This is a genomic window from Streptomyces sp. NBC_00273 (assembly GCF_036178145.1).
Classification (GTDB): domain Bacteria; phylum Actinomycetota; class Actinomycetes; order Streptomycetales; family Streptomycetaceae; genus Streptomyces.
The window spans coordinates 5,304,682-5,328,799 of sequence record NZ_CP108067.1 but is presented as its reverse complement, the minus strand read 5'-3'; the positions used below and the strand labels follow the sequence as shown (position 1 = coordinate 5,328,799).

The 24,118-nt window shown below is 72.4% G+C and carries 23 protein-coding genes, 4 tRNA genes, 1 other RNA gene and 1 pseudogene; 16 read left to right on the top strand and 13 right to left on the bottom strand.

Annotated features, from left to right (window positions below):
* Window position 1: 1 nt before the first annotated feature.
* Entirely contained in the window at window positions 2-247 is a 246-nt protein-coding gene (gene purS, locus OG386_RS23470; protein ID WP_030009438.1) for a phosphoribosylformylglycinamidine synthase subunit PurS, read from the bottom strand.
* Between the two features lie 326 nt (window positions 248-573).
* Between purS and OG386_RS23465 the strand changes: the two genes are divergently transcribed.
* From OG386_RS23465 to OG386_RS23430, 8 genes are all read left to right on the top strand, one after another.
* Entirely contained in the window at window positions 574-891 is a 318-nt protein-coding gene (locus OG386_RS23465; RefSeq protein WP_328789756.1) for a histone-like nucleoid-structuring protein Lsr2, read from the top strand.
* Window positions 892-979: 88 nt separating this feature from the next.
* A tRNA-Gly gene (locus tag OG386_RS23460) sits at window positions 980-1,051 on the top strand.
* Window positions 1,052-1,125: 74 nt separating this feature from the next.
* Window positions 1,126-1,198: transfer RNA gene (locus OG386_RS23455), tRNA-Gly, on the top strand.
* A gap of 150 nt (window positions 1,199-1,348) precedes the next feature.
* Entirely contained in the window at window positions 1,349-2,296 is a 948-nt protein-coding gene (locus tag OG386_RS23450; RefSeq protein WP_328789755.1) for an ABC transporter ATP-binding protein, read from the top strand.
* Window positions 2,293-3,057 carry an ABC transporter permease gene (locus OG386_RS23445; RefSeq protein ID WP_328789754.1) on the top strand — a complete coding sequence of 255 codons (765 nt, stop codon included), beginning with the start codon at window positions 2,293-2,295 and terminating at the stop codon, window positions 3,055-3,057. The genes OG386_RS23450 and OG386_RS23445 overlap by 4 nt, the downstream gene beginning before the upstream one ends.
* Before the next feature lie 22 nt (window positions 3,058-3,079).
* On the top strand, window positions 3,080-4,327 hold the full coding sequence (locus OG386_RS23440; protein ID WP_328789753.1) for a sensor histidine kinase: 1,248 nt from the start codon (window positions 3,080-3,082) through the stop codon (window positions 4,325-4,327).
* Window positions 4,324-4,935, top strand: coding sequence for a response regulator transcription factor (locus OG386_RS23435; RefSeq protein ID WP_046777520.1), 612 nt, complete (start codon window positions 4,324-4,326; stop codon window positions 4,933-4,935). The genes OG386_RS23440 and OG386_RS23435 overlap by 4 nt, the downstream gene beginning before the upstream one ends.
* 22 nt (window positions 4,936-4,957) lie before the next feature.
* A tRNA-Gly gene (locus OG386_RS23430) sits at window positions 4,958-5,030 on the top strand.
* 47 nt (window positions 5,031-5,077) lie between these two features.
* Here OG386_RS23430 and OG386_RS23425 read toward each other — a convergent pair.
* From OG386_RS23425 to ffs, 6 genes are all read right to left on the bottom strand, one after another.
* Entirely contained in the window at window positions 5,078-5,983 is a 906-nt protein-coding gene (locus OG386_RS23425) for a phosphoribosylaminoimidazolesuccinocarboxamide synthase (RefSeq protein WP_328789752.1), read from the bottom strand.
* A gap of 134 nt (window positions 5,984-6,117) precedes the next feature.
* The gene (locus tag OG386_RS23420; RefSeq protein WP_266594910.1) at window positions 6,118-7,605 is read right to left on the bottom strand and encodes a N,N-dimethylformamidase beta subunit family domain-containing protein; all 1,488 of its coding nucleotides are present in this window, start codon (window positions 7,603-7,605) and stop codon (window positions 6,118-6,120) included.
* 243 nt (window positions 7,606-7,848) lie between these two features.
* A complete protein-coding gene (locus tag OG386_RS23415) occupies window positions 7,849-9,654 on the bottom strand; it encodes a hypothetical protein (RefSeq protein WP_328789751.1) in 1,806 nt (601 codons plus the stop codon).
* 308 nt (window positions 9,655-9,962) lie between these two features.
* Window positions 9,963-11,216, bottom strand: a complete 1,254-nt coding sequence (purD, locus tag OG386_RS23410) for a phosphoribosylamine--glycine ligase (RefSeq protein ID WP_327384492.1) — start codon at window positions 11,214-11,216, stop codon at window positions 9,963-9,965.
* A gap of 60 nt (window positions 11,217-11,276) precedes the next feature.
* Window positions 11,277-13,454 carry a DNA polymerase III subunit gamma and tau gene (locus OG386_RS23405; RefSeq protein ID WP_328789750.1) on the bottom strand — a complete coding sequence of 726 codons (2,178 nt, stop codon included), beginning with the start codon at window positions 13,452-13,454 and terminating at the stop codon, window positions 11,277-11,279.
* Between the two features lie 77 nt (window positions 13,455-13,531).
* Window positions 13,532-13,630, bottom strand: an RNA gene (ffs, locus tag OG386_RS23400) — signal recognition particle sRNA small type.
* A 107-nt stretch (window positions 13,631-13,737) separates the two neighbouring features.
* Between ffs and OG386_RS23395 the strand changes: the two genes are divergently transcribed.
* The 4 genes and pseudogenes from OG386_RS23395 to OG386_RS23380 all read left to right on the top strand — a co-directional run bounded on the left by OG386_RS23395 (window position 13,738) and on the right by OG386_RS23380 (window position 16,209).
* A tRNA-Ser gene (locus OG386_RS23395) sits at window positions 13,738-13,825 on the top strand.
* A 440-nt stretch (window positions 13,826-14,265) separates the two neighbouring features.
* Window positions 14,266-14,398 (top strand): annotated as a pseudogene (locus OG386_RS23390) (PIN domain nuclease); the annotation flags it as partial.
* Window positions 14,399-14,453: 55 nt separating this feature from the next.
* The gene (locus OG386_RS23385; RefSeq protein ID WP_328789749.1) at window positions 14,454-15,392 is read left to right on the top strand and encodes a phosphorothioated DNA-binding restriction endonuclease; all 939 of its coding nucleotides are present in this window, start codon (window positions 14,454-14,456) and stop codon (window positions 15,390-15,392) included.
* A gap of 37 nt (window positions 15,393-15,429) precedes the next feature.
* Window positions 15,430-16,209: an ATP-grasp domain-containing protein gene (locus OG386_RS23380; RefSeq protein WP_328789748.1), complete on the top strand. Its 780-nt coding sequence runs from the start codon at window positions 15,430-15,432 to the stop codon at window positions 16,207-16,209.
* Between the two features lie 40 nt (window positions 16,210-16,249).
* On the opposite strand, the gene OG386_RS23375 is transcribed toward OG386_RS23380, so the two are convergent.
* The 3 genes from OG386_RS23375 to OG386_RS23365 form a co-directional block, all read right to left on the bottom strand.
* Window positions 16,250-16,597 (bottom strand): DoxX family protein, encoded by a 348-nt coding sequence (locus tag OG386_RS23375; RefSeq protein WP_327384487.1) that lies wholly within the window; start codon window positions 16,595-16,597, stop codon window positions 16,250-16,252.
* A 124-nt stretch (window positions 16,598-16,721) separates the two neighbouring features.
* Entirely contained in the window at window positions 16,722-17,150 is a 429-nt protein-coding gene (locus OG386_RS23370) for a hypothetical protein (protein ID WP_328789747.1), read from the bottom strand.
* Window positions 17,151-17,572: 422 nt separating this feature from the next.
* On the bottom strand, window positions 17,573-18,385 hold the full coding sequence (locus OG386_RS23365) for a VOC family protein (protein ID WP_328789746.1): 813 nt from the start codon (window positions 18,383-18,385) through the stop codon (window positions 17,573-17,575).
* A 112-nt stretch (window positions 18,386-18,497) separates the two neighbouring features.
* On the opposite strand from OG386_RS23365, the gene OG386_RS23360 reads away from it, so the two are divergent.
* Together OG386_RS23360 and OG386_RS23355 are read left to right on the top strand one after the other, a co-directional pair.
* Entirely contained in the window at window positions 18,498-19,154 is a 657-nt protein-coding gene (locus OG386_RS23360) for an HhH-GPD-type base excision DNA repair protein (protein WP_328789745.1), read from the top strand.
* Window positions 19,155-19,236: 82 nt separating this feature from the next.
* Entirely contained in the window at window positions 19,237-19,710 is a 474-nt protein-coding gene (locus tag OG386_RS23355; RefSeq protein ID WP_328789744.1) for a cupin domain-containing protein, read from the top strand.
* Here the strand turns inward: OG386_RS23355 and opcA are convergent.
* Window positions 19,659-20,591, bottom strand: a complete 933-nt coding sequence (gene opcA / locus OG386_RS23350; protein WP_328789743.1) for a glucose-6-phosphate dehydrogenase assembly protein OpcA — start codon at window positions 20,589-20,591, stop codon at window positions 19,659-19,661. The two genes, OG386_RS23355 and opcA, sit on opposite strands and share 52 nt — an antisense overlap.
* A gap of 20 nt (window positions 20,592-20,611) precedes the next feature.
* Window positions 20,612-22,231, bottom strand: a complete 1,620-nt coding sequence (locus OG386_RS23345) for a helicase HerA-like domain-containing protein (protein ID WP_328789742.1) — start codon at window positions 22,229-22,231, stop codon at window positions 20,612-20,614.
* A gap of 88 nt (window positions 22,232-22,319) precedes the next feature.
* Between OG386_RS23345 and OG386_RS23340 the strand changes: the two genes are divergently transcribed.
* On the top strand, window positions 22,320-22,616 hold the full coding sequence (locus tag OG386_RS23340) for a type II toxin-antitoxin system VapB family antitoxin (RefSeq protein WP_030010424.1): 297 nt from the start codon (window positions 22,320-22,322) through the stop codon (window positions 22,614-22,616).
* A 103-nt stretch (window positions 22,617-22,719) separates the two neighbouring features.
* Window positions 22,720-23,391, top strand: coding sequence for a LytR C-terminal domain-containing protein (locus OG386_RS23335; protein ID WP_328789741.1), 672 nt, complete (start codon window positions 22,720-22,722; stop codon window positions 23,389-23,391).
* 65 nt (window positions 23,392-23,456) lie between these two features.
* On the opposite strand, the gene upp is transcribed toward OG386_RS23335, so the two are convergent.
* Entirely contained in the window at window positions 23,457-24,092 is a 636-nt protein-coding gene (gene upp, locus OG386_RS23330) for a uracil phosphoribosyltransferase (protein ID WP_266594857.1), read from the bottom strand.
* Window positions 24,093-24,118: the final 26 nt, after the last annotated feature.

Here is a 24,118-nt window from a genome sequence, read left to right as displayed (position 1 = left end):
GTCAGGCCTCGACCTTCACGGTGAAGTCTTCGATGACGGTGTTGGCGAGGAACGTTTCGGCCATCTTGTGGATGCGGTCGAGGGCGGCCTGGTCGACCGGTCCCTCCACCTCGAGCTCGAAGCGCTTCCCCTGGCGGACGTCGGCGATCCCTTCGAATCCCAGGCGCGGCAGTGCACGCTGCACCGCCTGGCCCTGGGGGTCGAGGATCTCCGGCTTGAGCATGACGTCGACTACGACGCGTGCCATCGGGCACTCCCGTGTGTGGTTGGTGCGAAGGCGGTTCCATCAGCGTACCCGGCGGAAATTTCTACGCGGGTAGATATCCCAGGACCGTGATCACCGGGGCGTTTCGGCTTCACCAACGCTTCGCAAAATCCGCCGGAAAACCACGCACCCAGCATTGCGGCGGGACACGCGGAGCGAATTAACTGGGCTTCGCATTGCAATGGGAATCGCGGTACAAAGGAATCACTCCGGATACCGGATGAAAGTTGCATTGCCCCGAAACATCCACACAGGCGACATCACCGCACGTCAGCAGGTGGCGACGTCGCACGAAGGGACCGATATCCGTGGCGCAGCGCGTAGTAGTCACGCTCTCCGACGACATCGATGGCGGAGAAGCGACGGAAACGGTCGTGTTCGCTCTGGACGGAAAGTCCTACGAGATCGACCTCAATGCGGCGAACGCAAAGAAACTACGGAAGGGCCTCGCCCCCTTCGTGGCCGCCGGCCGTCGCCAGTCGCGCTCGGGGAAGGCCTTCAAGCACACCGCCGTCGCCCCGGACCCGGCGGTCGTCCGCGCCTGGGCCCGGTCGAACCAGTTCGAGGTGCCCCCGCGCGGGCGCATCCCGAAGAAGATCTACGAGGCCTACAACGAGGCCCACTGAGCGTCGATTTGCCATGCACCCCCATCCATCGGCTAGTGTGTGGATCACGCCGAGGGGCCAGACCGCAGGTCAAAGCCCCAGAGGTCGTGCGGGTGTAGTTCAGTAGCAGAACATCCCTCTTCCAGAGGGAAGGCGCAGTGTGCAATTCCTGTCACCCGCTCTGCATCACTTCCGGACCACTGTTGTGGATCGGGTAGAGTGATGCACGCATCGCCTCGCGGCGGTGCAGTGCATGCGGACGTAGCTCAGTTGGTAGAGCACCACCTTGCCAAGGTGGATGTCGCGCGTTCGAGTCGCGTCGTCCGCTCTGTATGCAGAAGGCCCCGATCATTGCGATCGGGGCCTTCTTCGCATATCCCCTATCCCCGCTTCCGGCCACGGGCACCCTGACAAATGTCATCGCCGGTCATGACAGCGCGCACTGCCGACCCGGTCCGGGCGCCGCGACGCTTGAGTCATGACTGACACCGTGATCGAAGCCCGGGACCTGCGCCGCGGCTACACCGGAGGGTTCGAGGCCGTACGGGGCGTCTCCTTCTCCGTGGCGCGGGGCGAGATCTTCGCCCTGCTCGGCACCAACGGCGCGGGCAAGACCTCCACCGTCGAGCTGCTGGAGGGACTGGCCGCGCCGAGCGGCGGGCAGGTCCGCGTCTTCGGCCTCGACCCCCTCACCCGGCGGGCCGAGGTCCGGCCGCGCACCGGGGTCATGCTCCAGGAGGGTGGCTTCCCCTCCGACCTGTCGGTCACCGAAACGGTACGGATGTGGGGCGGGGTCACCACCGGCGCCCGCCCGGCGGCCGAGGTGCTGGAGCTGGTCGGTCTGGCCGCACGGTCCTCCGTACGCGTGAAGCAGCTGTCCGGTGGTGAGCGGCGGCGCCTCGACCTGGCGCTGGCCCTGCTCGGCCGGCCCGAGGTGCTCTTCCTGGACGAGCCCACCACCGGCATGGACCCCGAAGGGCGCCGGGACACCTGGGCCCTGGTGCGCGAGCTGCGGGAGCAGGGCACCACGGTGCTGCTGACCACGCACTACCTGGAAGAGGCCGAGGAGCTCGCGGACCGCCTCGCGATCCTCCACGAGGGCGAGCTGGTCCTGTCCGGCACTCCGGCCGAGGTGACCGCCACCCAGCCGGCCCGGATCCACTTCACCCTGCCCGACGGGGTGCCCGCCGCACGGCTACCGCTGTCGTTGCGGGCGGCCGCCTTCGGGCGGCGCGTGGAGATCCGTACCGAACGGCTCCAGGACGACCTGACCGAACTGCTCGGCTGGGCCCGGGAGAACGACGTGGAACTGGCCGGGCTCGACGCCCGGTCCGCCTCCCTGGAGGAGGCCTTCCTGGAGATCGCCCAGAACCGCCGGAACGCCGGCGACCGCAGCGACGACGACACGATGGCGGGGACCCGATGAACACGCTCACCCTGAACGCCGGGCGGATCACCGCACTCGGCCGCTCCGAACTCACCCTGCTGGTGCGCAACCGGGCCACGCTCGGCGTGGCCCTCCTGATGCCCCTGCTGATGGTGTTCATCCTGCGCTCCTCCCTCACCGGCGTCGAAGGCGCCGAGGCCATCGGCGAGGCCACCCTGACCGGCGGGATCGGCATGGTGCTGCTCCTCGTCGTCTACATGAACCTGGTCTCCGCCTACGTCGCCCGGCGCGAGGAGCTCGTCCTCAAGCGGCTGCGCACCGGCGAGGCCCGGGACCTGGAGATCCTGGCCGGGACCGCGCTGCCCGCCGCCTGCCTGGCCCTCGGCCAAACCGCCGTCCTCGCGGTCGCCGGGGCGGTCGCCCTGGACGTGCGCATGCCGCAGAACCCGCTGCTGCTCGTGGCGGCCGTCCTCGCCGGCGTCCTGCTGCTCGCCGCGCTGTCCGCCGTGACCAGCTCCTTCACCCGCACCGTGGAGACCGCGGGCCTCACCACGCTGCCGCTGTTCCTGGCGACCATGGTCGGCTCGGGGCTGTTCGCACCGACGGACTCGCTGCCCGACCTGGCGGCCTCCCTGTGCGAACTGCTGCCGCTGAGCGGCGTGATGACCCTCGTACGGGCCGGCTGGAGCGGCGGCGCGGAGGGCGGGGACCTGCTGGGGGCCGGGCTGAGCACGCTGGCCTGGATCGTGATCAGCGTGTTTGCTGTCCAGCGGTGGTTCCGTTGGGAACCGCGTCGCTAGAACGAGTCGGGGGACGGGAACCGTGTCGAAGCTGACGGGGTGGTGGAAGAACCGCAGCAGTGCGGGGAAGGTCGAGCTGTACACGCGGTGGTCGTTCCACCTGTTCGTGCTCATCGAGATCACGTCGTTCGGAATGCCGGCGTTGGCGGCCGCCGCCGAGCACTCCTCCGACCGGGCACTGCCCTTCTCGCTCTTCCTGCTGCTGTGCGCCCACGCGGTGCTGTGCGGGGTGCTCTCCTCCAAGGCGCTCACCTGGGTGGTGGGGCGGCGCGAACGCCCCACCCGGCTGGCGGTGACCACGGCCTCCCTGACCGCCACGGCCGTCCTGGGAATCCTCGCCCTGAAGGCGGCCGGAAAGATCGACGAGCCGGCGTTGGCTCCGATGCTCGTGCTGGGCCTCACCTGTTTCACCGCCGGATCGCTGGTGCTCTGCATGCGATCGGTGCGGAGCATGCGGTACGTCGGCCCGGTCGCCGCGGCCGGAACGGGGGTGCCCGCACTCGCCCTGGGCCTGCCGGCCGTACATGCTCTGGGGTACTTCGTCGGGGTGCTGCTGTGCTGCCTGTTCTTCAGCGCCACCAGCGGGTTCTCGGCCTGGCTGCTGAGGACCGTCCACGAGCTCGACCGGGCCCGCGAGGTCCAGGCACGCCTCGCGGTGGCGGAGGAACGCCTGCGGTTCGGCCGCGACCTGCACGACGTGATGGGCCGCAACCTGGCGGTGATCGCGCTCAAGAGCGAGCTGGCGATACAGCTGGCCCGGCGCGAACGGCCGGAAGCGGTGGAGCAGATGATCGAGGTGCAGCGGATCGCCCAGGAGTCCCAGCGGGAGGTACGGGACGTGGTGCGGGGCTACCGGGAAGCGGACCTCTCGGTGGAGCTGGAGGGTGCCCGCGGGGTGCTCAGCGCGGCCGGAATGGACTGCCGCGTGGACTTCCGGGCGGCGCGGGGCCGGGAGCTGCCGGCCGAGGTCCAGTCGGCCCTCGGCTGGGTGGTGCGGGAGGCGACGACGAACATCCTGCGACACGGGGACGCGCACCGCTGCCTGATCCGGCTGACCGCCGAGGAGGCGGGCTCCGTGACGCTGGTGGTGGAGAACGACGGGGCGCCCGAGGCCCCGGCCGGGCCGCCCGGCTCGGGGCTGGCCGGACTGCGGGAACGACTCGCGGCCCTGGACGGGACCCTGCAGGCGGGGCTGGTCGGCGACGGCCGCTTCCGGCTGCTGGCACAGATCCCGGACCGACGACTGCAAGAACTGGAGGTGCGGGCGTGAGCCCCGTACGCGTACTGCTCGCCGACGACGAGCATCTGATCCGGGGCGCGTTGGCAGCGCTGCTCGCGCTGGAGGACGACCTGCTGGTCGTCGCGGAGGCGGCCTCGGGTCCCGAGGCGCTGGCGATGGCGCGGGCGCACCGCCCGGACGTGGCGGTACTGGACCTGCAGATGCCGGGGGCGGACGGTGTGAGTGTCGCCACATCCCTGCGGGCCGAACTCCCCGACTGCAGGACGATGATCGTGACCAGTCACGGACGTCCCGGACACCTGAAGCGGGCCCTGGCGGCGGGGGTGCGGGCCTTCGCCCCGAAGACGGTCTCGGCGCAGCGGCTGGCCGAGCTGATCCGGACCGTGCACGCCGGAGGCCGTTATGTCGACCCGGAGTTGGCGGCCGATGCGATCAGCGCCGGGGACTCCCCGCTGACCGCCCGGGAGGCCGAAGTGCTGGAGCTGGCGGGGGACGGGGCGCCGATCGCGGAGATCGCGGAGCGGGCCTCGCTCTCGCAGGGGACCGTGCGCAACTACCTGTCCTCGGCGGCCACGAAGCTGGGTGCCGAGAACCGGCACACGGCAGTGCGTCTCGCGAGGGAGCGGGGTTGGGTATAGTAGGTCTCGCCTTACGGCGCTTGCGGACATAGCTCAGTTGGTAGAGCACCACCTTGCCAAGGTGGATGTCGCGCGTTCGAGTCGCGTTGTCCGCTCTGTAAGGAAGAAGCCCCGGTCCTCGGACCGGGGCTTCTTCGTTTCCCTACGACCAGTCCAGGCCGGTCAGGCGCTCGTACGCCTCGATGTACTTCGCACGGGTCTGCGCGACGACCTGCGTCGGGAGGGCCGGCGGGGGCAGTTCGCCCTTCGGGTCCCAGCCGGAGGCTTCAGAGGCCAGCCAGTCGCGGACGTACTGCTTGTCGAAGGAGGGCTGCGAACGGCCCGGCTCCCACTGGTCGGCCGGCCAGAAGCGGGAGGAGTCCGGGGTCAGCACCTCGTCCGCGGCGACCAGGGTGCCGTCCTTCGGGTCGAAACCGAACTCGAACTTGGTGTCGGCCAGGATGATCCCGCGCTCGCGGGCGATGTCCCGGGCGCGGCTGTAGACGGCGAGGGTGGTCTGGCGCAGCAGCGCGGCCGTCTCGGCGCCGGTGGTGCGCGCGACCTCTTCGTAGGTGACGTTCTCGTCGTGCTCGCCGACCTCGGCCTTGGCGGCCGGGGTGAAGATCGGGCCGGGCAGCTCGGAGCCGTTCACGAGGCCCTCGGGGAGGCCGAGGCCGCAGACCGTGCGGGTCTGCTCGTACTCGACGAGGCCCGAGCCGGTGAGGTAGCCGCGGGCCACGCACTCGACCGGGACCATGTCGAGGTTCTTGCAGATCAGGGTGCGGCCGGCCCAGTCGGCGGGGGCGCCGGCGGGCAGGTCGGTGGAGATGACGTGGTTCGGGACGAGGTCCGCGAGCTGGTCGAACCACCACAGGGAGAGCTGCGTCAGGACGCGGCCCTTGTCCGGGATCTCGGTGGGCAGCACCCAGTCGAAGGCGGACATGCGGTCGCTGGCGACCATGACGAGGTGGCCGTCCTCGTCACGGTAGAGGTCGCGCACCTTGCCGGTGTGGAGGTGGACGAGGCCCGGAACCTGAACCGGCTCGGGCTTTTCGACGAATCCGGACACGGGGTCTCCCTGTAGATCTGTATGAAGCGCACCCCGATTCTCCCGCACCGGGCCCGCCCCGGCGGACGGGGGTGGTCCGGCAGACGGGGGTGGTCCGGCAGACGGGGGTGGTTCGGCCCCGGGTCCGCGGTGGGTCAGTCGTGCTTGCAGATCCGGTCGAGGAGATTGGCCGTGGCCCGCTGCACGCGCTCGTCGACGTGGCCGGGGCGGTCGAGGGCCGGGGACCAGGCGAACGTGCCGGACGCGAAGACCAGCGCTCCGCTGGGCGCCCGGTAGAGGGAGGTCTCCTGGTGGCGGCGGTGGCCCTCGCTGTCGAGGTACGGGGAGTGCGCCAGCAGGATCCGGTCCTGGTGCTCGGGGAGCTGGGTGCGCGGGAAGTAGCGGTCGGCCTCACCCGCGACCAGGCCGGGCAGCTCGTCGTTCTCGCCCGCGCCGGTGGAGTCCCAGAGCCAGTGGGTGGCGTTGCGCACGATCAGCGGCGCGGGTTCGGGGACCCGGCCCGCGTACTGGATGCCGAGCAGCTGCTGCTCCGGGCGGTCGACCTCGCGCCACAGGCTGGGGCGGCCCGGGCCGCGCCGTTTTCGGCAGGTCAGGAGCCGGTCGGCGACCCCGGAGGGCGACGGGCCGAGCTCGACCTGCCAGTACATGGTGTTGGCGGAGAGGAAGACGAGCGAGGTGCCGTGCCGGCGGGCGCGCTCGACGGTGCGGCGCATGGGGGCCGACCAGTACTCGTCGTGGCCGGGGAAGACCAGGCCGCGGTAGCGGGTCGGGTCGACGCGGCCGGCGTGCAGGTCGCGGGTGTCGGCGTAGGCGATGTCGTAGCCGTAGCGCTCGGCCCAGCGGATGAAGTCGTAGGCGTGGCCGACGTGCAGGGGCAGGCCGGCGCCCGCGTAGGGGCGGTCGAAGGACACGGTGACGGCGGCGTCCTGCTCGCCGAGCAGCCGGCCCTCCTCGTCCCAGGCGTGGTAGAGGCTGGCGCCGCTGCGGCCGTCCTCCGGATAGAGGTTGTAGGCCTGCCAGGTGATGTCGGGGAGCAGGAGCAGGAGGTCGGCGGGGTGGTCGTCGCGGACCGTGAAGGGGATGTGGGAGCGGTAGCCGTCGGCGGTGGTGAGGACGGCGACGTACGCGCCGACGCTCCAGTAGGAGGGCACTTGGAGGCGCCAGGACAGCCACCAGTGGTGGCAGGAAACGGTGCGGTCGGCGGCGAGCGGGGCCGGCTGGACGATGCCGGAGAGCCGGGGGCTGGTGGTGATCTTGGAGGCTCCGTCGCCGCCGTAGTGGCCGATCCGGTAGACGTCGACGGAGAACTGCTGGGGCGGGTCGACGGTGATGTGGAAGTCGATGGCCTCACCGGGGGCCACGCCGCCGGTGGAGGCGAAGCCCTTGATCTGGCGGTGCACGTCGTCGGCGGTGCGGGGACCGCCGTTGCCGCGGGCGCGGGGGATCTGGCCGGTGCCGGCGGCCGCGGCGGCCGGGTCCACGTACCAGGGCACGACCTGGCCGGTGTCGTCGAAGTAGAGCTCACTGCCCCGGAACCAGGGCAGGGGGCCCTGCCCGAAGGGGTCGGACACCGCGTGCGCGAGCGCACCTGACTCCCAACGACGGATCTGGTCCGCACCCATGACCGCTCCCCTCCCTCGATCCCCCCGAACGGGCCTACATCGCCTCGGTGCGCGGCTCCTGGCTGAGCTGAGGCGGTGTTTCTCGGCGCCCGCCTCGGGACGTCCAGCCGCGACCGGTCCCAGCACATCACATAACGCACGCAGTCCGTCACTGTTCGTCGCGAATTGACGTGATCGGAACATTGACATCCGGTTGCTCGTACGAGCCTTACGGCTCCCCGGGGCGGCTCTCCTCGGCCCGCCTCAGACCAGGCGGACCGGCTTCTCCGGGCGGACGCCGAGGGCCGAGAGCCAATCCCGCAGCGGCTCCGGATTCCCCTCCTCGATCAGGCACAGCACGCGCGGCGCCAGGTCGGAACGGCGGTCGCCGCCCACCAGCAGGACCGGCCCGTCGAGCCAGTCCAGCCCGGGGGTGGCCCCGGCCGAGTCCACGGCCGCACAGCACACCATCGCCGTGACGTGGTCGGCCAGCAGGTCCCGGCCGCTGCGCGGCGGCTGGAGCGGGAACAGCGGGACGGCGTCCGCGCCGCGCGCCTTCCCGGCCCGGGCGGCCGGTCCGGCGGCCCGCTCCTCGCGGGCCAGCTCACCGGTGATCCGGCCGGCCAGCGCCTCGCCGGCCGCGCCCTCGCCGCCGAGGTCGGTGAGGTAACCCAGCACCCGCTCCAGGGTCGGCCCGGCGAAGGCGTCCGCGCCGGGGGAGGACGAGTCGGCGGCCGCGAGCGTGGCGGGGCCCGCTGCTCCGGCCGCTCCGGCCGCTCCCGAGGAGCCGGGGCGGGCGGCGGGTCCGGCGGAGCCGCTCGGGGCGGCAGGGGTCGCGGGGGCGGCCGTAGGGGCCGGTGCGGCCGGTGCGGGGGAGCCGGAAGGGCCCCCGGGCAGCCCCGCCGGGACGGCCAGGGCGTCCAGCGCCGCGTGCAGGCGGGCCGCCTCCGTCCGCCACTTGCGGTCCACGACCTCCTCCGGATACGCCGCCCAGTCCACCGGGGACCAGCCCGGTCCGGCCTCGGCCGGACCTCCGTGGAAGAGCCGCGCGGCCAGCAGCGAGGTCGCCTCGTCGATCAGCCCGGGCTGCTCCAGCAGGTCGCAGGCGGGGCGCTCGCCCAGCCGCGAGGTGAACCCCTCGGCCAGCCGGTCCCGCCGGGAGAGCTCGGTCAGCGCGGAGACCACCCCGGCGTCGAGGTGCGCCGGCCAGCGGCCCATCCGCCAGGCGGGCAGCGCGACCCGGGTCAGCAGCCGGTCCCAGCCCGCGTAGGCCAGGCCGACCTGCTCCTGGGCGACGATGCGCAGCCCGTAGTCCACACCCTGTGCACGCTCCGAGGCGGCCGCGGCCACCCCGCGCTCCATCTCGGCGGCGTCCGTCCGGCACAGCCGCAGCAGCAGCCGGGCCGGCGGGGCGATCCAGCCGAGGCCGCGCCGGCCGCCCACGTCCACGGCCGCGTCCAGGCCGCGTACGAAGCCGCGCGCGTCGGCTATGTCCGGGTGCGCGGAAGGGCCCGTACCGGCGACGACGGGCGCGAGGACCGCCCGTAGCTCGGCGACCCGCATCCACCACAGGAAGGGCGAGCCGATCACCAGCACCGGGGCCGCGCCCGGCTCGGACTCCGGCCCGACGGCTCCGGCCTCGGCTCCGAACACGCGGGCGGCGCCGCGGCGGTGGGCCGCGTGGCTGCGGTCCTCCAGCCAGCTGTCGCAGTCCGGCGTCAGGGCTATCGCGGAGGGCGGCGGCACGTCCATCCGGTCGGCCAGGTCCCGCACCAGCCGGTAGAGATCGGGCGCCGCGGCCTCCGAGAGGGGCACCGTCGGCGTCACGGCGGGGCTCGCCCGCAGCACCACCGCGGCGAAGGCGCCGCCGACGAGCAGCACGATCGCAGCGACCACGCACACGACGAGGGTCACCGCGGGCCAGGGCCCACCGGCCAGCCGGCCCGTCGCCCGGGCGGCCACCAGGACCACCGCGAGGGCGGCGGGCAGCAGCCCGACGGCCAAGGCCCGGCTGCGCACGCGCAGCACGGCCAAAGCGCGGGACCGCGCGGACGGTGCACCCGCTTCCATGATCGAACCCGTTCCGGACACGGCCGGACCTCACCCCCTCTGCCCTGCGGCGACGTTGCTCACTCCCCCACTGTGACACCCGCCACTGACATCGCAATGCCGGTGGGCCAAGTGCCGGAATGCTTGCGCCGCACCCTAGTTGGGGCACGCGCGGGAGTCAGGCAGACCGCAGGACGATCACCCGATGGAATGGCTTTGGGTAAAGCTGGATGCGTTCGAACGCGGCCGGATGCAGTCGCACGCGGACACGCCCGCGGGCCCGGGCGCACGAGATGCGCACCGGGCCCGCGGGTCTGCGGAGCCGCTGGTCAGCGGCCCTCGGCCGCCTTGGCCGCAATATCCGTACGGTGCTGCGAGCCGTCGAGACGGATGCGCGCCACCGCCTTATACGCCTTCTCGCGCGCCTGCGCCAGGTCGGAACCGGTCGCCGTCACCGACAGCACACGGCCACCCGCGCTGACCACCGCGTCGCCCTCGTGCCGGGTCCCGGCGTGCAGCACGTAGGCGTCCGGCCCGTCCTCGGCGGCCACCTCGGCCAGGCCCTCGATCGGGTCCCCGGTGCGGGGGGTCTCGGGGTAGTTGTGGGAGGCGATGACCACCGTGACGGCCGCGTCCTCGCGCCAGACCAGCGGGGGTACGGCGTCCAGGGTGCCCTTGGCGGCACCCAGCAGCACGCCTGCGAGCGGCGTGCGCAACCGGGCCAGGACCACCTGGGTCTCGGGGTCGCCGAAGCGCGCGTTGAACTCGATGACGCGGGTACCGCGGCTGGTGATCGCGAGGCCCGCGTAGAGCAGCCCGGAGAAGGGGGTGCCGCGGCGGCGGAGCTCGTCGACGGTCGGCTGGAGGACCAGCTCCATGACCTCGTCGACCAGCTTCGGGTCGGCCCAGGGCAGCGGGGAGTACGCGCCCATGCCGCCGGTGTTGGGGCCCTCGTCGCCGTCCAGGGCGCGCTTGAAGTCCTGCGCCGGCTGGAGCGGGACCACGGTGACGCCGTCGGTGATGGCGAAGAGGGAGACCTCGGGCCCGTCGAGGTACTCCTCGATGACCACCCGGTCGCAGCCGAGCGCGTGCGCGCGGGCGGCGGCCAGGTCCTCGGTGACCACGACGCCCTTGCCGGCGGCGAGGCCGTCGTCCTTGACGACGTACGGGGCGCCGAAGGCGTCGAGGGCCTCGTCCACCTCTTCGGGAGTGGTGCAGACGTAGCTGCGCGCGGTCGGGACCCCGGCCGCGGCCATCACGTCCTTGGCGAAGGCCTTGGAGCCTTCGAGCTGCGCCGCCTCGGCCGACGGGCCGAAGACGGGGATCCCGACGGCGCGCACGGCGTCGGCGACGCCGGCGACCAGCGGGGCCTCCGGGCCGACGACGACCAGGTCGGCTTCGAGTTCGGTGGCGAGAGCGGCGACGGCAGCGCCGTCGAGGGCGTCGACCGGGCGGAGCTCGGCCACCTCGGCGATGCCGGCGTTGCCGGGAGCGCAGTACAGCGCGGAGACGGCGGAGTCGAGGGACAGAGAGCGGCACAGGGCATGTTCGCGGGCGCCGCCGCCGATGACGAGGACCTTCACGCTGCTCAGCCTAGCCGGGACCGAGCGGTCGTCTTCGTGCGGCCACCCAATCAGGGCCGGCTACTCGTTTGTGTATTCCTCCACAACGGTGGCTCCGAGCTCGCGCACGATCAGGTCGTGTCCGGTCAGCGCGCTCTCGACGAGGTCGGGGTCGTCCTCCTCGGCGAAGTCGTCCTCGGGGGCGACGGGCGGGGGCGCCTGCTGTACGGGGGGCTGCGGTGCGGGAGCCGACTGCGGGGACGGCTGCTGCGGCGCGTACTGCGGGGCGGGCGGGGCCTGCGGGGCGGCGGCCTGCTGCTGCGCCGGGGCCGGCGGCGGGCTGTAGGCGGGGGCGGGCGCGGCCGGGGCCCCATACGAGGAGCCGTACGAGGAGGTCGGGACCGGTGCCGGGGATCCGCCGCCGACGACGGCCTCGATCTTCCAGTTGACCTGGAACTGCTCGGCCAGGACCGCCTTCAGGACGTCCTCGCTGCCGCTGCTGGCGAAGTTGTCGCGGGCCCCGACATTGGGGAAGCCCAGCTGGAGGGTGGTCCCGTCGAAGCCGGTGACCTGGGCGTTCTGGCTGAGCAGGATCCAGGTGAAGCGGCGGCGGTTCTTGACCGCCTCCAGCACGCCGGGCCACATCGCCTGCACCTGCCCGGCTCCGGCGGCCATGCCGGGGGAGGGCGCGGGGGCCGCGGCGACCGGGGCGGGGGCGGCGGCCGGGGCGGCGGGTGCGGGGGCCGGGGCGGACGCGGCCGCGCCGGGCCAGGCACCCGCGGCGGCCGGTGCCGCCGCTCCGGGCCAGGCACCGGGCGCGCCGCTCCCGGGCTGCGCGGCTCCCGGCCAGGCGCCGGGGGCGGGGGCAGGGGCAGGGGCGGGGGCGGGGGTCGGTGCGGGAGCGGCAGCGGGTGCGGGGGCCGGGGCGGCCTGGGCCGGCTCGGGAGCCTGCACCGGGGCGGGCGCGGGAGCGGCGGCGCGCGCGGCGGCCGCGCCCCCACCGGGACCGGCGGGCGCCATGGCGTGGGCCTCGGGCCCGGGCACGTAACCCATGGCGGGCGCGGCGGCCGGCGGCGCGGCGAAGGCCGCGGCGGCGGGCGGGCCGCTGCGCTCCAGCCGGTCCAGCCGGGCCTGGAAGGACCGCTCGTCGTCGAAGGCGGCGGGCAGCAGCACCCGGGCGCAGATCAGCTCCAGCTGCAGCCGCGGCGAGGTCGCGCCCCGCATCTCGGTGAGCCCGGCGTTGACCAGGTCGGCGGCGCGCGACAGCTCGGCGGCCCCGAACACGGACGCCTGGGCCTGCATCCGCTCCACGACATCGGCGGGGGCGTCGATCAGCCCCTTCTCCCCGGCGTCCGGCACGGCGGCCAGGATCACCAGGTCGCGCAGCCGCTCCAGCAGGTCGGCGACGAACCGGCGCGGGTCGTTCCCGCCCTCGACGACCCGGTCGACGACCTCGAACGCGGCCGCCCCGTCCCCGGCGGCGAAGGCGTCGACGACGGAGTCGAGCAGCGAGCCGTCGGTGTAGCCGAGCAGCGAAGTGGCCATGGCATACGTCACACCGTCGTCGGCGGCGCCGGCGAGCAGCTGGTCCATGACGGACATCGAGTCGCGCACGGACCCGGCGCCGGCGCGCACGACCAGCGGCAGCACGCCGTCCTCGACCTTGGCGCCCTCGCGCCCGCAGACCTCGCCCAGGTACTCCCGCAGCGTGCCGGGCGGCACGAGCCTGAAGGGATAGTGGTGCGTCCTGGACCGGATGGTCCCGATCACCTTCTCCGGCTCCGTGGTGGCGAAGATGAACTTGAGGTGCTCCGGCGGCTCCTCGACCACCTTCAGCAGGGCGTTGAAGCCCGCCGAGGTGACCATGTGGGCCTCGTCGATGATGTAGATCTTGTAGCGGCTGGACGCCGGCCCGAAGAAGGCCTTCTCGCGCAGGTCACGGGCGTCGTCCACACCACCGTGCGAGGCGGCGTCGATCTCGATGACGTCGATGGACCCCGGCCCGTTCCTGGCCAGGTCCCGGCAGGACTGGCACTCCCCGCAGGGGGTGGGGGTGGGACCCTGCTCACAGTTCAGACACCGGGCGAGGATGCGCGCGCTGGTGGTCTTGCCGCAGCCGCGCGGCCCGCTGAACAGGTACGCGTGATTGACCCGGTTGTTCCGCAGGGCCTGCATCAGCGGGGCAGTGACATGCTCCTGCCCGATGACCTCGGCGAACGACTCGGGACGATAGCGGCGGTACAGCGCAAGGGACGACACGTATACGAGGTTATCCGGGCCCACCGACATCAGCGGCCCGCCGAAGCCACTCCAGGGAATCCCGCACGGCGCCCGGAACGCAAAGCGCCCCCCACGCACCCGCCAGAGCCCACTTACCCTTGCTGCCTTCCGGCCCTGGGGGAGTTGGGTGAGATAGCGCCACGTGAGGGGCTGGCCCCACCCTAGCGGATGGAGGGCCCCGGAATCGAGCCGGACCCCGACCTGCCCTCCGCCCGACGATCACGTTCGCGAGCACCCCTCAACGTCTTGTATTGTTTGCCGCGGAGGATTCGCCTAGTGGCCTAGGGCGCACGCTTGGAAAGCGTGTTGGGGGCAACCCCTCACGAGTTCGAATCTCGTATCCTCCGCCAGTGCCTCACCGGGCACGTTGTCGAAAGGCCCCGCTGCTCGCAGCGGGGCCTTTCGCTTGCCCCGTCTCGGTTCCCGATCGTGTGGGGCTCGGTCCACTGCCGGCCGATCTTTCGTACCGTCCCGGCCTTGCGCCGCGATCGGGAGATTCCTGGCCGTCCGTGGGTGACATCGCCCGCGCGATGCCGTCCCCCGGGAGGGACCTGCTCTGGTTCGGCACGCTCGCTGTCGGCGACCCGGGGCCGCTGGTGGCCTGGTATCGCCCGTTCGCCGACTCTCGGCTCGGGAGAGGACACCGAGGAGATCGTCTCCGGGTACGCGAAGCAGTTGAACGCGTCTTCACCCTCTCCCGGATCCACGGCGTCATGTCGGTCTGAACCCGTGACGTCGATGAACCATCGGAGACACAGCTGATTCCATAGGCCGCGGCCGATGAGGGCGCGTTCGATTCCTCTACGGTGCCCGGTCGTCCGCCGACCGGGCACGCGGCATCGAGGACATGAGGCTGCGCTTCGGCCGCCGCGACCGCCGAGTTGCAGGGGCTCACCCTCCTGCACTGTGACCACGACTTCGAGACGAAGACCCGGTCTCAGGTTTGGTCTCGTTCGCTTCGGACTACGATCGCCGGTCATGGACTGGCTGGAGCGGACCGCGACACTGCGGCAGTGGACCAAGGGCGGTGCCCGCGCTCCGCACAAGCCGCTGCTCTTCCTCTACGCCCTCGGCCGGTTCCAACAGGACGCCGACGGCGAGCTGATCTACAGCGCGGTGGAAGAGGAACTGCAGCGGCTGCTGGCCGAGTACGGTCCGCCCAACAAGACGACGCCCGCCTACCCCTTCCACCATCTGACCAGCGACGGGGTCTGGGAAGTGCGCACCCAGGACGGACTCGGCAGTCCCGGCAGCGCGGTGCGCGAGCTGCGGGCGACCGGGGCTGCGGGGCGGCTGGCTCCGGAGCTGCGGACGGCACTGCGGCGGGAGCCTTCGCTATTGGGCCGGATGGCGCGCGTACTGCTCGACCTGCACTTCCCGCCCTCCCTGCACGGCGACCTGTGCGAAGCGGTCGGACTGGAGCTGGAGCCGGCGGAGACCGGGCGGCCGTCGTCAGCACGGCGGTCGAGGGACCGGCGGATGCGGGAGCTGGTGCTGACGGCTTACGAGTACCAGTGCGCCTTCTGCGGTTACGACGGCCGGATCGGGGCGGTCCCGGTCGGGCTGGAGGCCGCGCACGTGCGCTGGTGGGCGTTCGACGGCCCGGATGACGTCGACAACGGCCTGTGCCTGTGCTCACTGCACCACAAGCTCTTCGACAAGGGTGTCCTCGGTGTGGGTGACGGCCACCGCATCCTCGTCTCACAGCGCTTCGTCGGGCACAGCCCCGCGGCCCGCGAGCACGTCATAGCCCTCTCGGGCCGCCCGCTCATCGGCCCACAGCCCGGCGTCCGCCCGGTGGCGCCGCACCACCGCTCTTGGCACACCGCCCAGGTGTTCCACGGCACCCCGCGCCCCGGCGCGGATCTTCCCCGAGCCAGCCCTCAAGCGGGCTCGCACACCCGTCGCGGTGCATGATCAGGGGCCGGACCGCCGGCCGCCGCACCATGGCCGGATGACGGACCAGGTGTTCCTGATACCGGCCCGGCCGACCGCCACGGCCGGGCTGCTCGCCGAGGCCGCCGCGCGCCGGGGGATGACCGTCCGGGCCCTCGGCCCCGGCTTCGGTGAACTGGCCGGCCGGGCCGTGCACTGGTGCGGTGGCCCGCACGCCGCCGCACGGGTGGCCCGGGCGCTCGGGCTGGGGCTGCTGGAGCCGCCCGACGACTGGCTCACGCGGCTGCCCGAACGGTTCACGGGCCGCCGGATCGAGCTGACCACCTTGGGCCGGGCGGCGCGGGAGCTGACCGGATCCGGGCGGCCGGCGTTCGTGAAGCCGCCGCGCGAGAAGTCCTTCCCGCCCGCCGTGTACGGGCCCGGCTCGCCGCTGCCCCGGTCCCTGCCCGCCGCCACCCCCGTGCTGGTCTCGGAGGTGGTGGACTTCGCCGCCGAGTACCGGCTGTTCCTGCTCGACGGGGAGGTCGCCGCCGGAAGCCGGTACGCCGTCCACGGGCGCCTGGACCCCGCCCCCCTCGACGATGACGCGCGCGGGGCGGACGTACGCGGCTTCGCGGCCGCGTTGCTCGCCGCGACGGGCACCGGGCTGCCCAGCGCCGTCACCGTCGACGTCGGCCTCGTCGGCGCGACGGGCCGGTACGCCGTGGTCGAGGCCAACATGCCGTGGTTCTCGAACAGTTATGCCGCCCGGCCCGAGGCCGTCCTGGACGTGGTCCTGCGCGCGGCCGGCCCGCTGCACCGCGTCCGCGCCGCCGACCTGCCCTACGTGACCCCGTAGGGGAAGGCCGCGGGCCGGCTTCCCCCGCTCCTGCTCCCGCTCAACCGTTGAAGCCGAGGGCCAGGGCCACGACCGCCGGAGCCGCGTAGATCACCGGGAAGGCCACGTGGGCGTAGGACTTCGCCCGCAGCACCGTGATCACGGCGCCCGCGAAGTACAGGGCGACCCCGATCGCCGCCGCGATGCCGATCGCGGGGACGAAGACGCCCACCGCCAGGCCCACCGCGCCGGCCGCCTTAGCGGTGGCGAGCCAGGTCCACCACGAGCGCGGAACCCCGTACTCGGCCAGCGGCTCCACGACCCACTTCGCCCCAAGGAACATCGATGCCGCCGAGAATCCGACCATGAACGCGCCGACCAGGGCGAAGACAACAGCGGTGGTGGACATTCGAGCTCCCCTCGGGCGGGCGCCGGTGCGGACTCGCTCCGGTCTGTCTCCCGCCTGCTTCACTCCACTGACCCGCCCCGCCGCACCGATGTGACAGGCCGCGCGAAAAAACTCGTCCCCGTGCTCAGGGACTGCCGGGGACGTAGACGTCGAGGGTGGGGAAGCAGACGGCGTTGTCGGCGCTGCAGATCTCCCGGTCACCCGGCAAGATCTGGCGAAGGGGGGGTTCGTAGGTGAGCAGGCTCAGCGTCCGGCCCGAGGGGAAGACGGCCGTGGCATCGCGGACCGGGCCCGTGCCCGGGCTCTGCGGCCCGCGCCCGGCGTACGCGTACGGGGCGTGGCCGCCGTCCACGACGGCGAAGTAGACCGTGGGCCCTTCGTGGTACGCGACGGCCTCGGTCACCAGTCGGATCCCGATCCGCGCCCAGGACTTCGGCAGGGGGTTGCAGATGGTGCTCGCGCGGGCGTCGCGGACCACGGCCAGGCAGTAGTTCCGGTCGTCGGGCATCCAGGCGAGCTCGCCCGCGTCGCCCGCCGGTTCGCGGTGGATCACGATGACGGATCCGTCGTCCGGAACACGGGCGCCGCCCTCCGCGCGGGCGGCCTCCAGCAGAGCGCGGTCGGCGGCCGTAACCCTCGCGTCCCCGACCGGCTCCGCGGGCCCGGACGGCCCCGACGGCCCCGACGGCTCGGACGCCCGCGGTTGCTCGGACCCCGTCGGGGCAGGTGCCGGGGACGACGTCACGGGCGCCGACGTCGCGGGCGCCGGTGAGGGCTGCGCCGCGACCGCGGACGGCGAGAGCGCCGGCGCGGGCGGCAGGGTGCACCCGGCCGTCGCAAGAATCGCCAGTCCGCATCCCGCGGCAGTCAGCATCGTCCCGCGTCTCATTGAAATCCGCCCCCGCGCATCTGGAACCCGTGTGTCGGGGGCAGTCTGCCGTGTCGCCGGGCCCGGCGACACGGCGGGGACGTCGCTCAGCCGAAGCTCGGCATCTCACCCACTGTTGTCGACATGTCGATTACGGCGAAGGCGGCGCCCTGCGGGTCGGTGACCGCCGCGAACCGGCCGAACGGGCTGTCCATCGGGCCGAAGTGCAGCTTCCCGCCGTGCTTCTGGGTCTTCGACACCGCCTCGTCGCAGTCCGGCACCCCGAAGTAGACCTGGATGTAGGGCGGCAGGTCCGGCGGGAAGTCGTCGTCCATCTTCATCCGGCCGAGCACCGGGTTCCCGGCGCCGCCGACGCTGAAGACCTTGAAGTCCATGCCGGCCATCTCGGGGTCCTCGCCCGGGTCCATCTGCTGGGCGCCGTACGGGAAGACCTTCGGCAGGAAGGCGTCCGCCTTGGCCGGATCCCGGGTGAAGACCTCCGCCCACGCGTACGAGCCCGGCTCGCCCGTCTTCTCGAAGCCCTTGTGCTCGCCCGGCTGCCAGACGCCGAAGACCGCGCCGCTCGGCTCCTTCGCGATCAGCATCGTGCCGAAGGTGCCCACCTGCATCGGACCCATCAGCACCTCGCCGCCGTTGGTCCTCACCTTCTCGGCTGTGGCCGCCGCGTCGGGCGAAGCGAAGTACAGACACCACTGGGAGGGTGCGTCGGCCCCCGGCATCGGCGGGACCACGGCGGCGACGGCCTTGCCGTCGGAGTAGGCCTGCGTGTAGTTGCCGTACTCGCTGCTGGCCTCGCCGAAGGTCCAGCCCAGCACGTCCGCGTAGAAGGTCTTGGCCCCCTCCACGTCGGCGAACATCGCGTCCACCCAGCAGGGAGCGCCTTCGGAGAACTCGGACATGATCGATCGACTCCTCGTCTCGTACCTGTCGTCGTCGTAGACGGTCGTACTCACGCTAGGCGCGCGGTGCGGCGACCGCGCGGGGAGCGCGCCCAGGCGGGACGCTGGAGCCATGGACAAGGACATCACCATCCGGCTGGCACAGCAGCCGGAGGCCGACGCGCTGCTCGGCCGGAGCCCGCTCGCCGCACTCGTCGGAATGCTGCTGGACCAGCAGGTGCCGATGGAGTGGGCGTTCTCGGGGCCCTGGACGATCGCCCAGCGGCTGGGCGCCGACGATCTCGACGCGCACACGATCGCCGCGTACGACCCGGAGGCCTTCGCGACCCTGCTCTCCGAGAAGCCCGCCGTCCACCGGTATCCGGGATCGATGGCGACGCGCGTCCAACAGCTGTGCGCTTACCTCGTCGAGCACTACGACGGGAACGCGGAGGCGGTCTGGGCCGACGCCGCGACGGGCCAGGAGCTGCTGAAGCGCCTCAAGGCGCTGCCGGGCTTCGGGGAGCAGAAGGCACAGATCTTCCTCGCCCTGCTGGGCAAGCGGTTCGGCGTGCGTCCGACGGGCTGGCGGGAGGCCGCGGGCGGGTACGGCCAGGCGAACGTCTACCGCTCGGCGGCCGACATCACCGGCCCGGAGTCCCTGGCCAAGGTGCGGGCGCACAAGCAGGAGATGAAGGCCGCCGCGAAAGCCACGAAAGCCACGAAGACCACGAAGACCACGAAGGCTACGAAGGCTACGAAGGCCACCAGGGCCGCAGGCGGCTCCTGATCCCGGCCGGCAGAATTGACCGGCCACACATGCCCTTGATTGACCCCTGATTCCGGTCGCTCAAGATCATAGATTGGTGGACATGACAGAGATCGCGACCCGCGCCGCCACCGCCGAAGCCATCTACGACGCCCCCGGCAGCCTCATCACCCTGCTCACCGACACCGCCGAGCTCACCTGCAACACCGCCACCTTCGAGGAGGGCGCGGCGGGCGCCCCGGTGCACTTCCACACCAAGGCCACCGAGTTCTTCCACGTCACCGCCGGCCGGCTCGACATCCTCGTCGACGACGAGATCCACACCCTGGGCGCCGGCGACTTCATCGCGGTCCCGCCGGGCGTGAAGCACGCCTTCGCCCCCGCCGCCGGCCACACCGCCGCCGTCTTCGTCGGCTTCACCCCCGGCATGGGCCGCTTCGACTACTACCGGCTCCTCGGCCGGGTCAACGCGGGCGAGGCCACCGTGCAGGACATCAGGGACAGCTCGGCGACCTACGACAACCACTACGCGGAGAGCCCCGTCTGGAGCGGCCGCCGCCGCAGCGCGGAGCCGTAGACCACGTCCGCGTCGAGGCGGCGCAGTTCCTCCGCGATCAGTTCGGCGCCGCTGCGGATCTTCAGTGCCACCCTGCGGTCGGGGCTCTGCGGCAGGCTCAAGGTGGCCAACACGCCCGCGGGCCGGTCCACCCGGATCTCCCCGGCCGCGGTCTGCAGGCTGACCCCGGTGATCACCGGGCCCTCGCTCGCCACCCGGGCCACCGGCACCCCCAGCCGGTCCTCCAACCAGCGCGCCAGCAGCTCCGCGCTCGCGTTGTCGGGCTCGCTCTCCACCGCCGCGCCGGTCACCGGCAGCGGCTTCTGGTCCAGGGCCGCGGCCAGCAGCGAGCGCCACGGCGTGAGGCGGGTCCAAGCCAGATCGGTGTCGCCGGGCTGGTAGCCGGCGGCCCGCTCGTCGAGCACGCCGACCGGGTCGAAGGCGGCGGCCGCGTCCGTGATCCGGCGCTGCGCGAGCGCGCCCAACGGATCGCGCGCCAGGTCGGTGGGCGCGTCGGCCGGCCACCAGGCCACCACCGGCGCGTCCGGCAGGAGCAGCGGCAGGACGACCGAGCCGGCGTGCTCGGTCAACGCCCCGTGCAGGCGCAGCAGCACGATCTCGCCGGTCCCGGCGTCGGAGCCGACCCGCAGTTCGGCGTCGACGCGGTTCGCGCGGAGCTTGTGCGAGCCGCGGGAGGTCCGCCTGATGACCGCGATGATGCGGCAGGGGTGTTCGCGCGAGGCCTCGGAGGCCGCGCGCACGGCGTCGTAGGCGTTCTCCTCGTCGGTGGCGAGGACGAGGGTCAGCACCAGCCCCATGGTCGGGCTGCCTATCGCCCGGCGGGCTTCGAGCAGGGCTCGGTTGACCTTGCTGGACGTGGTGTCGGTGAGTTCGGTCCGCATGCACCGAGTCTGTCACCGCGTCAACGGCGCCTGCGCGCCGTCCCGAAGATCGAGCGCGAGATCTCCCGGCCCAGCTGTGTCCCGATCGACCGGGCCAACGAGCGGAACAGCCCGCTCCCCACCACCTGCTCGGCCAGCGAGGGATCCGGCTTCGGGGCGCTGCGCGCGGCCCGCACGGCCTCCTTCTCCGCCTCCTTGGCCTGCTTCTCGGCTTCGGCAGCGGCCGCGGCGGCCTCCGCCCGCGCCTCCGCGGCCGCCTGTTCGGCGCTGATCTTCTCGTACGCCGACTCGCGGTCGACCGGCTCCGCGTAGCGCGACCAGAGCGGCGAGGACTTCACGGCCTGCTCCAGGTCGGCCGCCGCGACCGGTCCCATCAGCGACTGCGGGGCGCGCAGTCGGGTCGCCGCGACCGGGGTGGGGGCGCCCTTCTCGCTGAGCACGGTGATGACCGCCTCGCCGGTGCCCAGCCGGGTGAGCAGCTCCTCCAGGTCGTACGCGGAGTGGGGGAAGGTCTTCGCCGTCGCCTTCAAGGCCTTGGCGTCGTCGGGGGTGAAGGCGCGCAGCGCGTGCTGCACCCGGTTGCCGAGCTGGGCGAGGACGTCCGACGGCACGTCCTTGGGGGTCTGCGTCACGAAGAAGATGCCGACGCCCTTGGAGCGGATGAGCCGGACCGTCTGGGTGATGGCCGCGAGGAATGCCTTCGAGGCCCCGTTGAAGAGCAGGTGCGCCTCGTCGAAGAAGAAGACGAGCTTGGGCTTCTCCAGGTCGCCGACCTCCGGCAGGTCGTTGTAGAGGTCGGCCAGCAGCCACATCAGGAAGGTGGAGAAGAACTGCGGCTTGTCCTGCACCGCCGGGAGCTCCAGTACGGAGACCAGCCCGCGCCCGTCGGCGGCCGTCCGCAGGAACTCGTTCGTGTCGAACTCGGGCTCGCCGAAGAACTCCGACGCGCCCTGCTGCTCGAAGGCGGTGAGCGCCCGCAGGATCACCCCGGCCGTCACCGTGGACAGGCCGCCGATCCCCTTGAGTTCGGGTTTGCCCTGGTCGGAGACGAGGAAAGCGACGACCGCGCGCAGGTCCTTGAGGTCGATCAGCTCCAGGCCCTTGGTGTCGGCGTAGTGGAAGATCAGGCCGAGGGACTGCTCCTGCGTCTGGTTGAGCTCGAGCACCTTCGACATCAGCACCGGGCCGAAGCTGGTGACCGTGGACCGGAGCGGGACCCCCGGGCCGATCCCGCCCAGCGAGTAGAACGCGCAGGGGTATCCGGTGGGCTCCCACGACTGGGCCACGTCCCGGGCCCGTTCGTCGACCCGGTCGCCCGCCGTCCCGGGAACCGAGATCCCCGAGAGGTCGCCCTTGACGTCCGCGAGGAAGACGGGGACGCCGCCCGCCGACAGCTGTTCGGCGATGAGCTGGAGCGTCTTGGTCTTGCCGGTTCCGGTGGCTCCGGCGACCAGTCCGTGGCGGCCCAGCATCCCCAAAGGGATGCGGATCTGACGGTCGGGCAGGCAGTCGTCGTCCCAGAGGAGGGCCCCGAGGTCGAGCGCGGGGCCGGTGAACGCGTACCCGGCGGCGATCTCCTCGGCCGGGCCCGCCGGGCCCGTTCGGTCCGCCGGAAGGGCCGGGTCGGTGCTCTCGCTCATGATTCACTCCCCAAATAGCGCTGTTCGTCACTTTTGCACCACCGTCACGAGGCTGCGCCCGCACGCACCGGCCCGGTAGGCTTTCCGTGTGATCTTCAAGCGCATCGGAAGCGGACGGCCCTACCCGGACCACGGCAGGGAAACCACCCGGCAGTGGGCGGACGTCGCGCCGCGCCCGGTCCGGCTCGACCAGCTCGTGACGACCAAGGGCCAGCTGGACCTCGAAACGCTGCTCGCCGAGGACTCCACCTTCTACGGCGACCTGTTCGCGCACGTCGTGAAGTGGCGGGGCGACCTCTACCTGGAGGACGGGCTGCACCGCGCCGTGCGCGCCGCCCTCCAGCAGCGCCAGGTGCTGCACGCGCGCGTCCTCGAGATGGACTGACACCACCTGACGGCTTCGTCTGGATTGCGCCTTTCGGGTCACCATTGACCTATCAGCAGATCATTTAGTAGGCATCGACACCGGGTCGCATTACGCTGCGCCCATGAGCATGCTCACTCCCCCCGGCATGGGCGGAAAGTACCGCGTCACGGGAGCCGCCTACCCCCGTATGAGTCGTAAGCGGAGCCGTACCCGGATCGTCCTCGCCGTGCTCGGCTCGATCCTTGCGCTGGCCCTGGTCGGCTACGGGGCCCTGCAGCTCATCGACGTGTTCCGGGGCGACAGCCCCAAGCGGAACACGGCTGCGGGTGCCAAGGACTGCCCGACGACGCCTCCCGGTACCGCCGCCAAGGGCGGCCCCGGCGCCGCCTCCACCGCCCCGGCCGCCGCCAAACCGGCCGTCGTGCTCCCCCCGCCCGGGGAGATCACGGTCAACGTCTACAACGCGACGCCGCGCGCGGGCCTGGCCAAGGCCGTCGGTGACGAGCTGGCCAAACGCGGCTTCCTGATCGGCCACGTGGGCAACGCCCCGGCCGACTTCGACAAGAAGGTCCCCGGCACGGGGATACTGCTGGGCTCCCCCACGACCGACAAGGCGGTCTTCGCCGTACTCGGCACGCAGCTCGCCGGCACCACCCAGCAGACCGACACCCGCGAGACCGCGGACGTCGACCTGATCCTGGGCGACGCCTTCAAGGAGCTGAGCACGAAGGAGGACGCGGACAGGGCGCTGGCCCTCCTGGCCAACCCCGTGCCCGCGTCCAAGAACTGCTGACGCGCCTGCGGTCCGGACGCGTCTGACGCGCCGGACCGTTGCGCGGCTCCACTCCGCCGTGCGCTCTACTCCGCCGAGCCGTACATCCGGTCGCCTGCGTCACCCAGGCCCGGCACGATGTAGCCGTGCTCGTTGAGCCGCTCGTCCACCGCGGCCGTCACCACCGTCACCGGCGTGCCCGCCAGCTCGCGCTCCATGATCTCGACGCCCTCGGGCGCGGCCAGCAGCACCACGGCCGTGACGTCGTCGGCGCCGCGCTTGATCAGCTCCTGGATCGCCGCGACCAGCGTGCCGCCGGTGGCGAGCATCGGGTCGACGACGTAGACCTGGCGACCCGAGAGGTCCTCCGGCATGCGCGTCGCGTACGTGGAGGCCTCCAGGGTCTCCTCGTTGCGGACCATGCCCATGAAGCCCACCTCGGCGGTCGGCAGCAGCCGCACCATGCCGTCCAGCATGCCCAGGCCCGCCCGCAGGATCGGAACGATCAGCGGCCGGGGGGCCGAGAGCTTCACGCCGGTGGTCGGGGCGACCGGGGTCTCGATGTCGGCCTGCTCCGTGCGCACGTCCCGGGTGGCCTCGTACGCGAGCAGGGTCACCAGCTCGTCGGCGAGGCGCCGGAAGGTGGCGGAGTCGGTGCGCTTGTCGCGCAGGGTGGTGAGTTTGTGCGCCACCAAGGGGTGATCGACGACCTGCAAACGCACAACATCCTCCAAAACTCAGCCTGCGA

Excerpts from the sequence above, each read along its gene's own strand:
- OG386_RS23355 (WP_328789744.1), top strand. The coding sequence starts at position 19,237 with ATGACAGAGATCGCGACCCGCGCCGCCACCGCCGAAGCCATCTACGAC.
- OG386_RS23450 (WP_328789755.1), top strand. The coding sequence starts at position 1,349 with ATGACTGACACCGTGATCGAAGCCCGGGACCTGCGCCGCGGCTACACC.
- OG386_RS23445 (WP_328789754.1), top strand. The coding sequence starts at position 2,293 with ATGAACACGCTCACCCTGAACGCCGGGCGGATCACCGCACTCGGCCGC.
- OG386_RS23385 (WP_328789749.1), top strand. The coding sequence starts at position 14,454 with ATGGACTGGCTGGAGCGGACCGCGACACTGCGGCAGTGGACCAAGGGC.
- OG386_RS23360 (WP_328789745.1), top strand. The coding sequence starts at position 18,498 with ATGGACAAGGACATCACCATCCGGCTGGCACAGCAGCCGGAGGCCGAC.
- opcA (WP_328789743.1), bottom strand. The coding sequence starts at position 20,591 with ATGCGGACCGAACTCACCGACACCACGTCCAGCAAGGTCAACCGAGCC.
- OG386_RS23365 (WP_328789746.1), bottom strand. The coding sequence starts at position 18,385 with ATGTCCGAGTTCTCCGAAGGCGCTCCCTGCTGGGTGGACGCGATGTTC.
- OG386_RS23415 (WP_328789751.1), bottom strand. The coding sequence starts at position 9,654 with ATGGAAGCGGGTGCACCGTCCGCGCGGTCCCGCGCTTTGGCCGTGCTG.
- purS (WP_030009438.1), bottom strand. The coding sequence starts at position 247 with ATGGCACGCGTCGTAGTCGACGTCATGCTCAAGCCGGAGATCCTCGAC.
- OG386_RS23380 (WP_328789748.1), top strand. The coding sequence starts at position 15,430 with ATGACGGACCAGGTGTTCCTGATACCGGCCCGGCCGACCGCCACGGCC.
- OG386_RS23345 (WP_328789742.1), bottom strand. The coding sequence starts at position 22,231 with ATGAGCGAGAGCACCGACCCGGCCCTTCCGGCGGACCGAACGGGCCCG.
- OG386_RS23420 (WP_266594910.1), bottom strand. The coding sequence starts at position 7,605 with ATGGGTGCGGACCAGATCCGTCGTTGGGAGTCAGGTGCGCTCGCGCAC.
- OG386_RS23375 (WP_327384487.1), bottom strand. The coding sequence starts at position 16,597 with ATGTCCACCACCGCTGTTGTCTTCGCCCTGGTCGGCGCGTTCATGGTC.
- OG386_RS23335 (WP_328789741.1), top strand. The coding sequence starts at position 22,720 with ATGAGCATGCTCACTCCCCCCGGCATGGGCGGAAAGTACCGCGTCACG.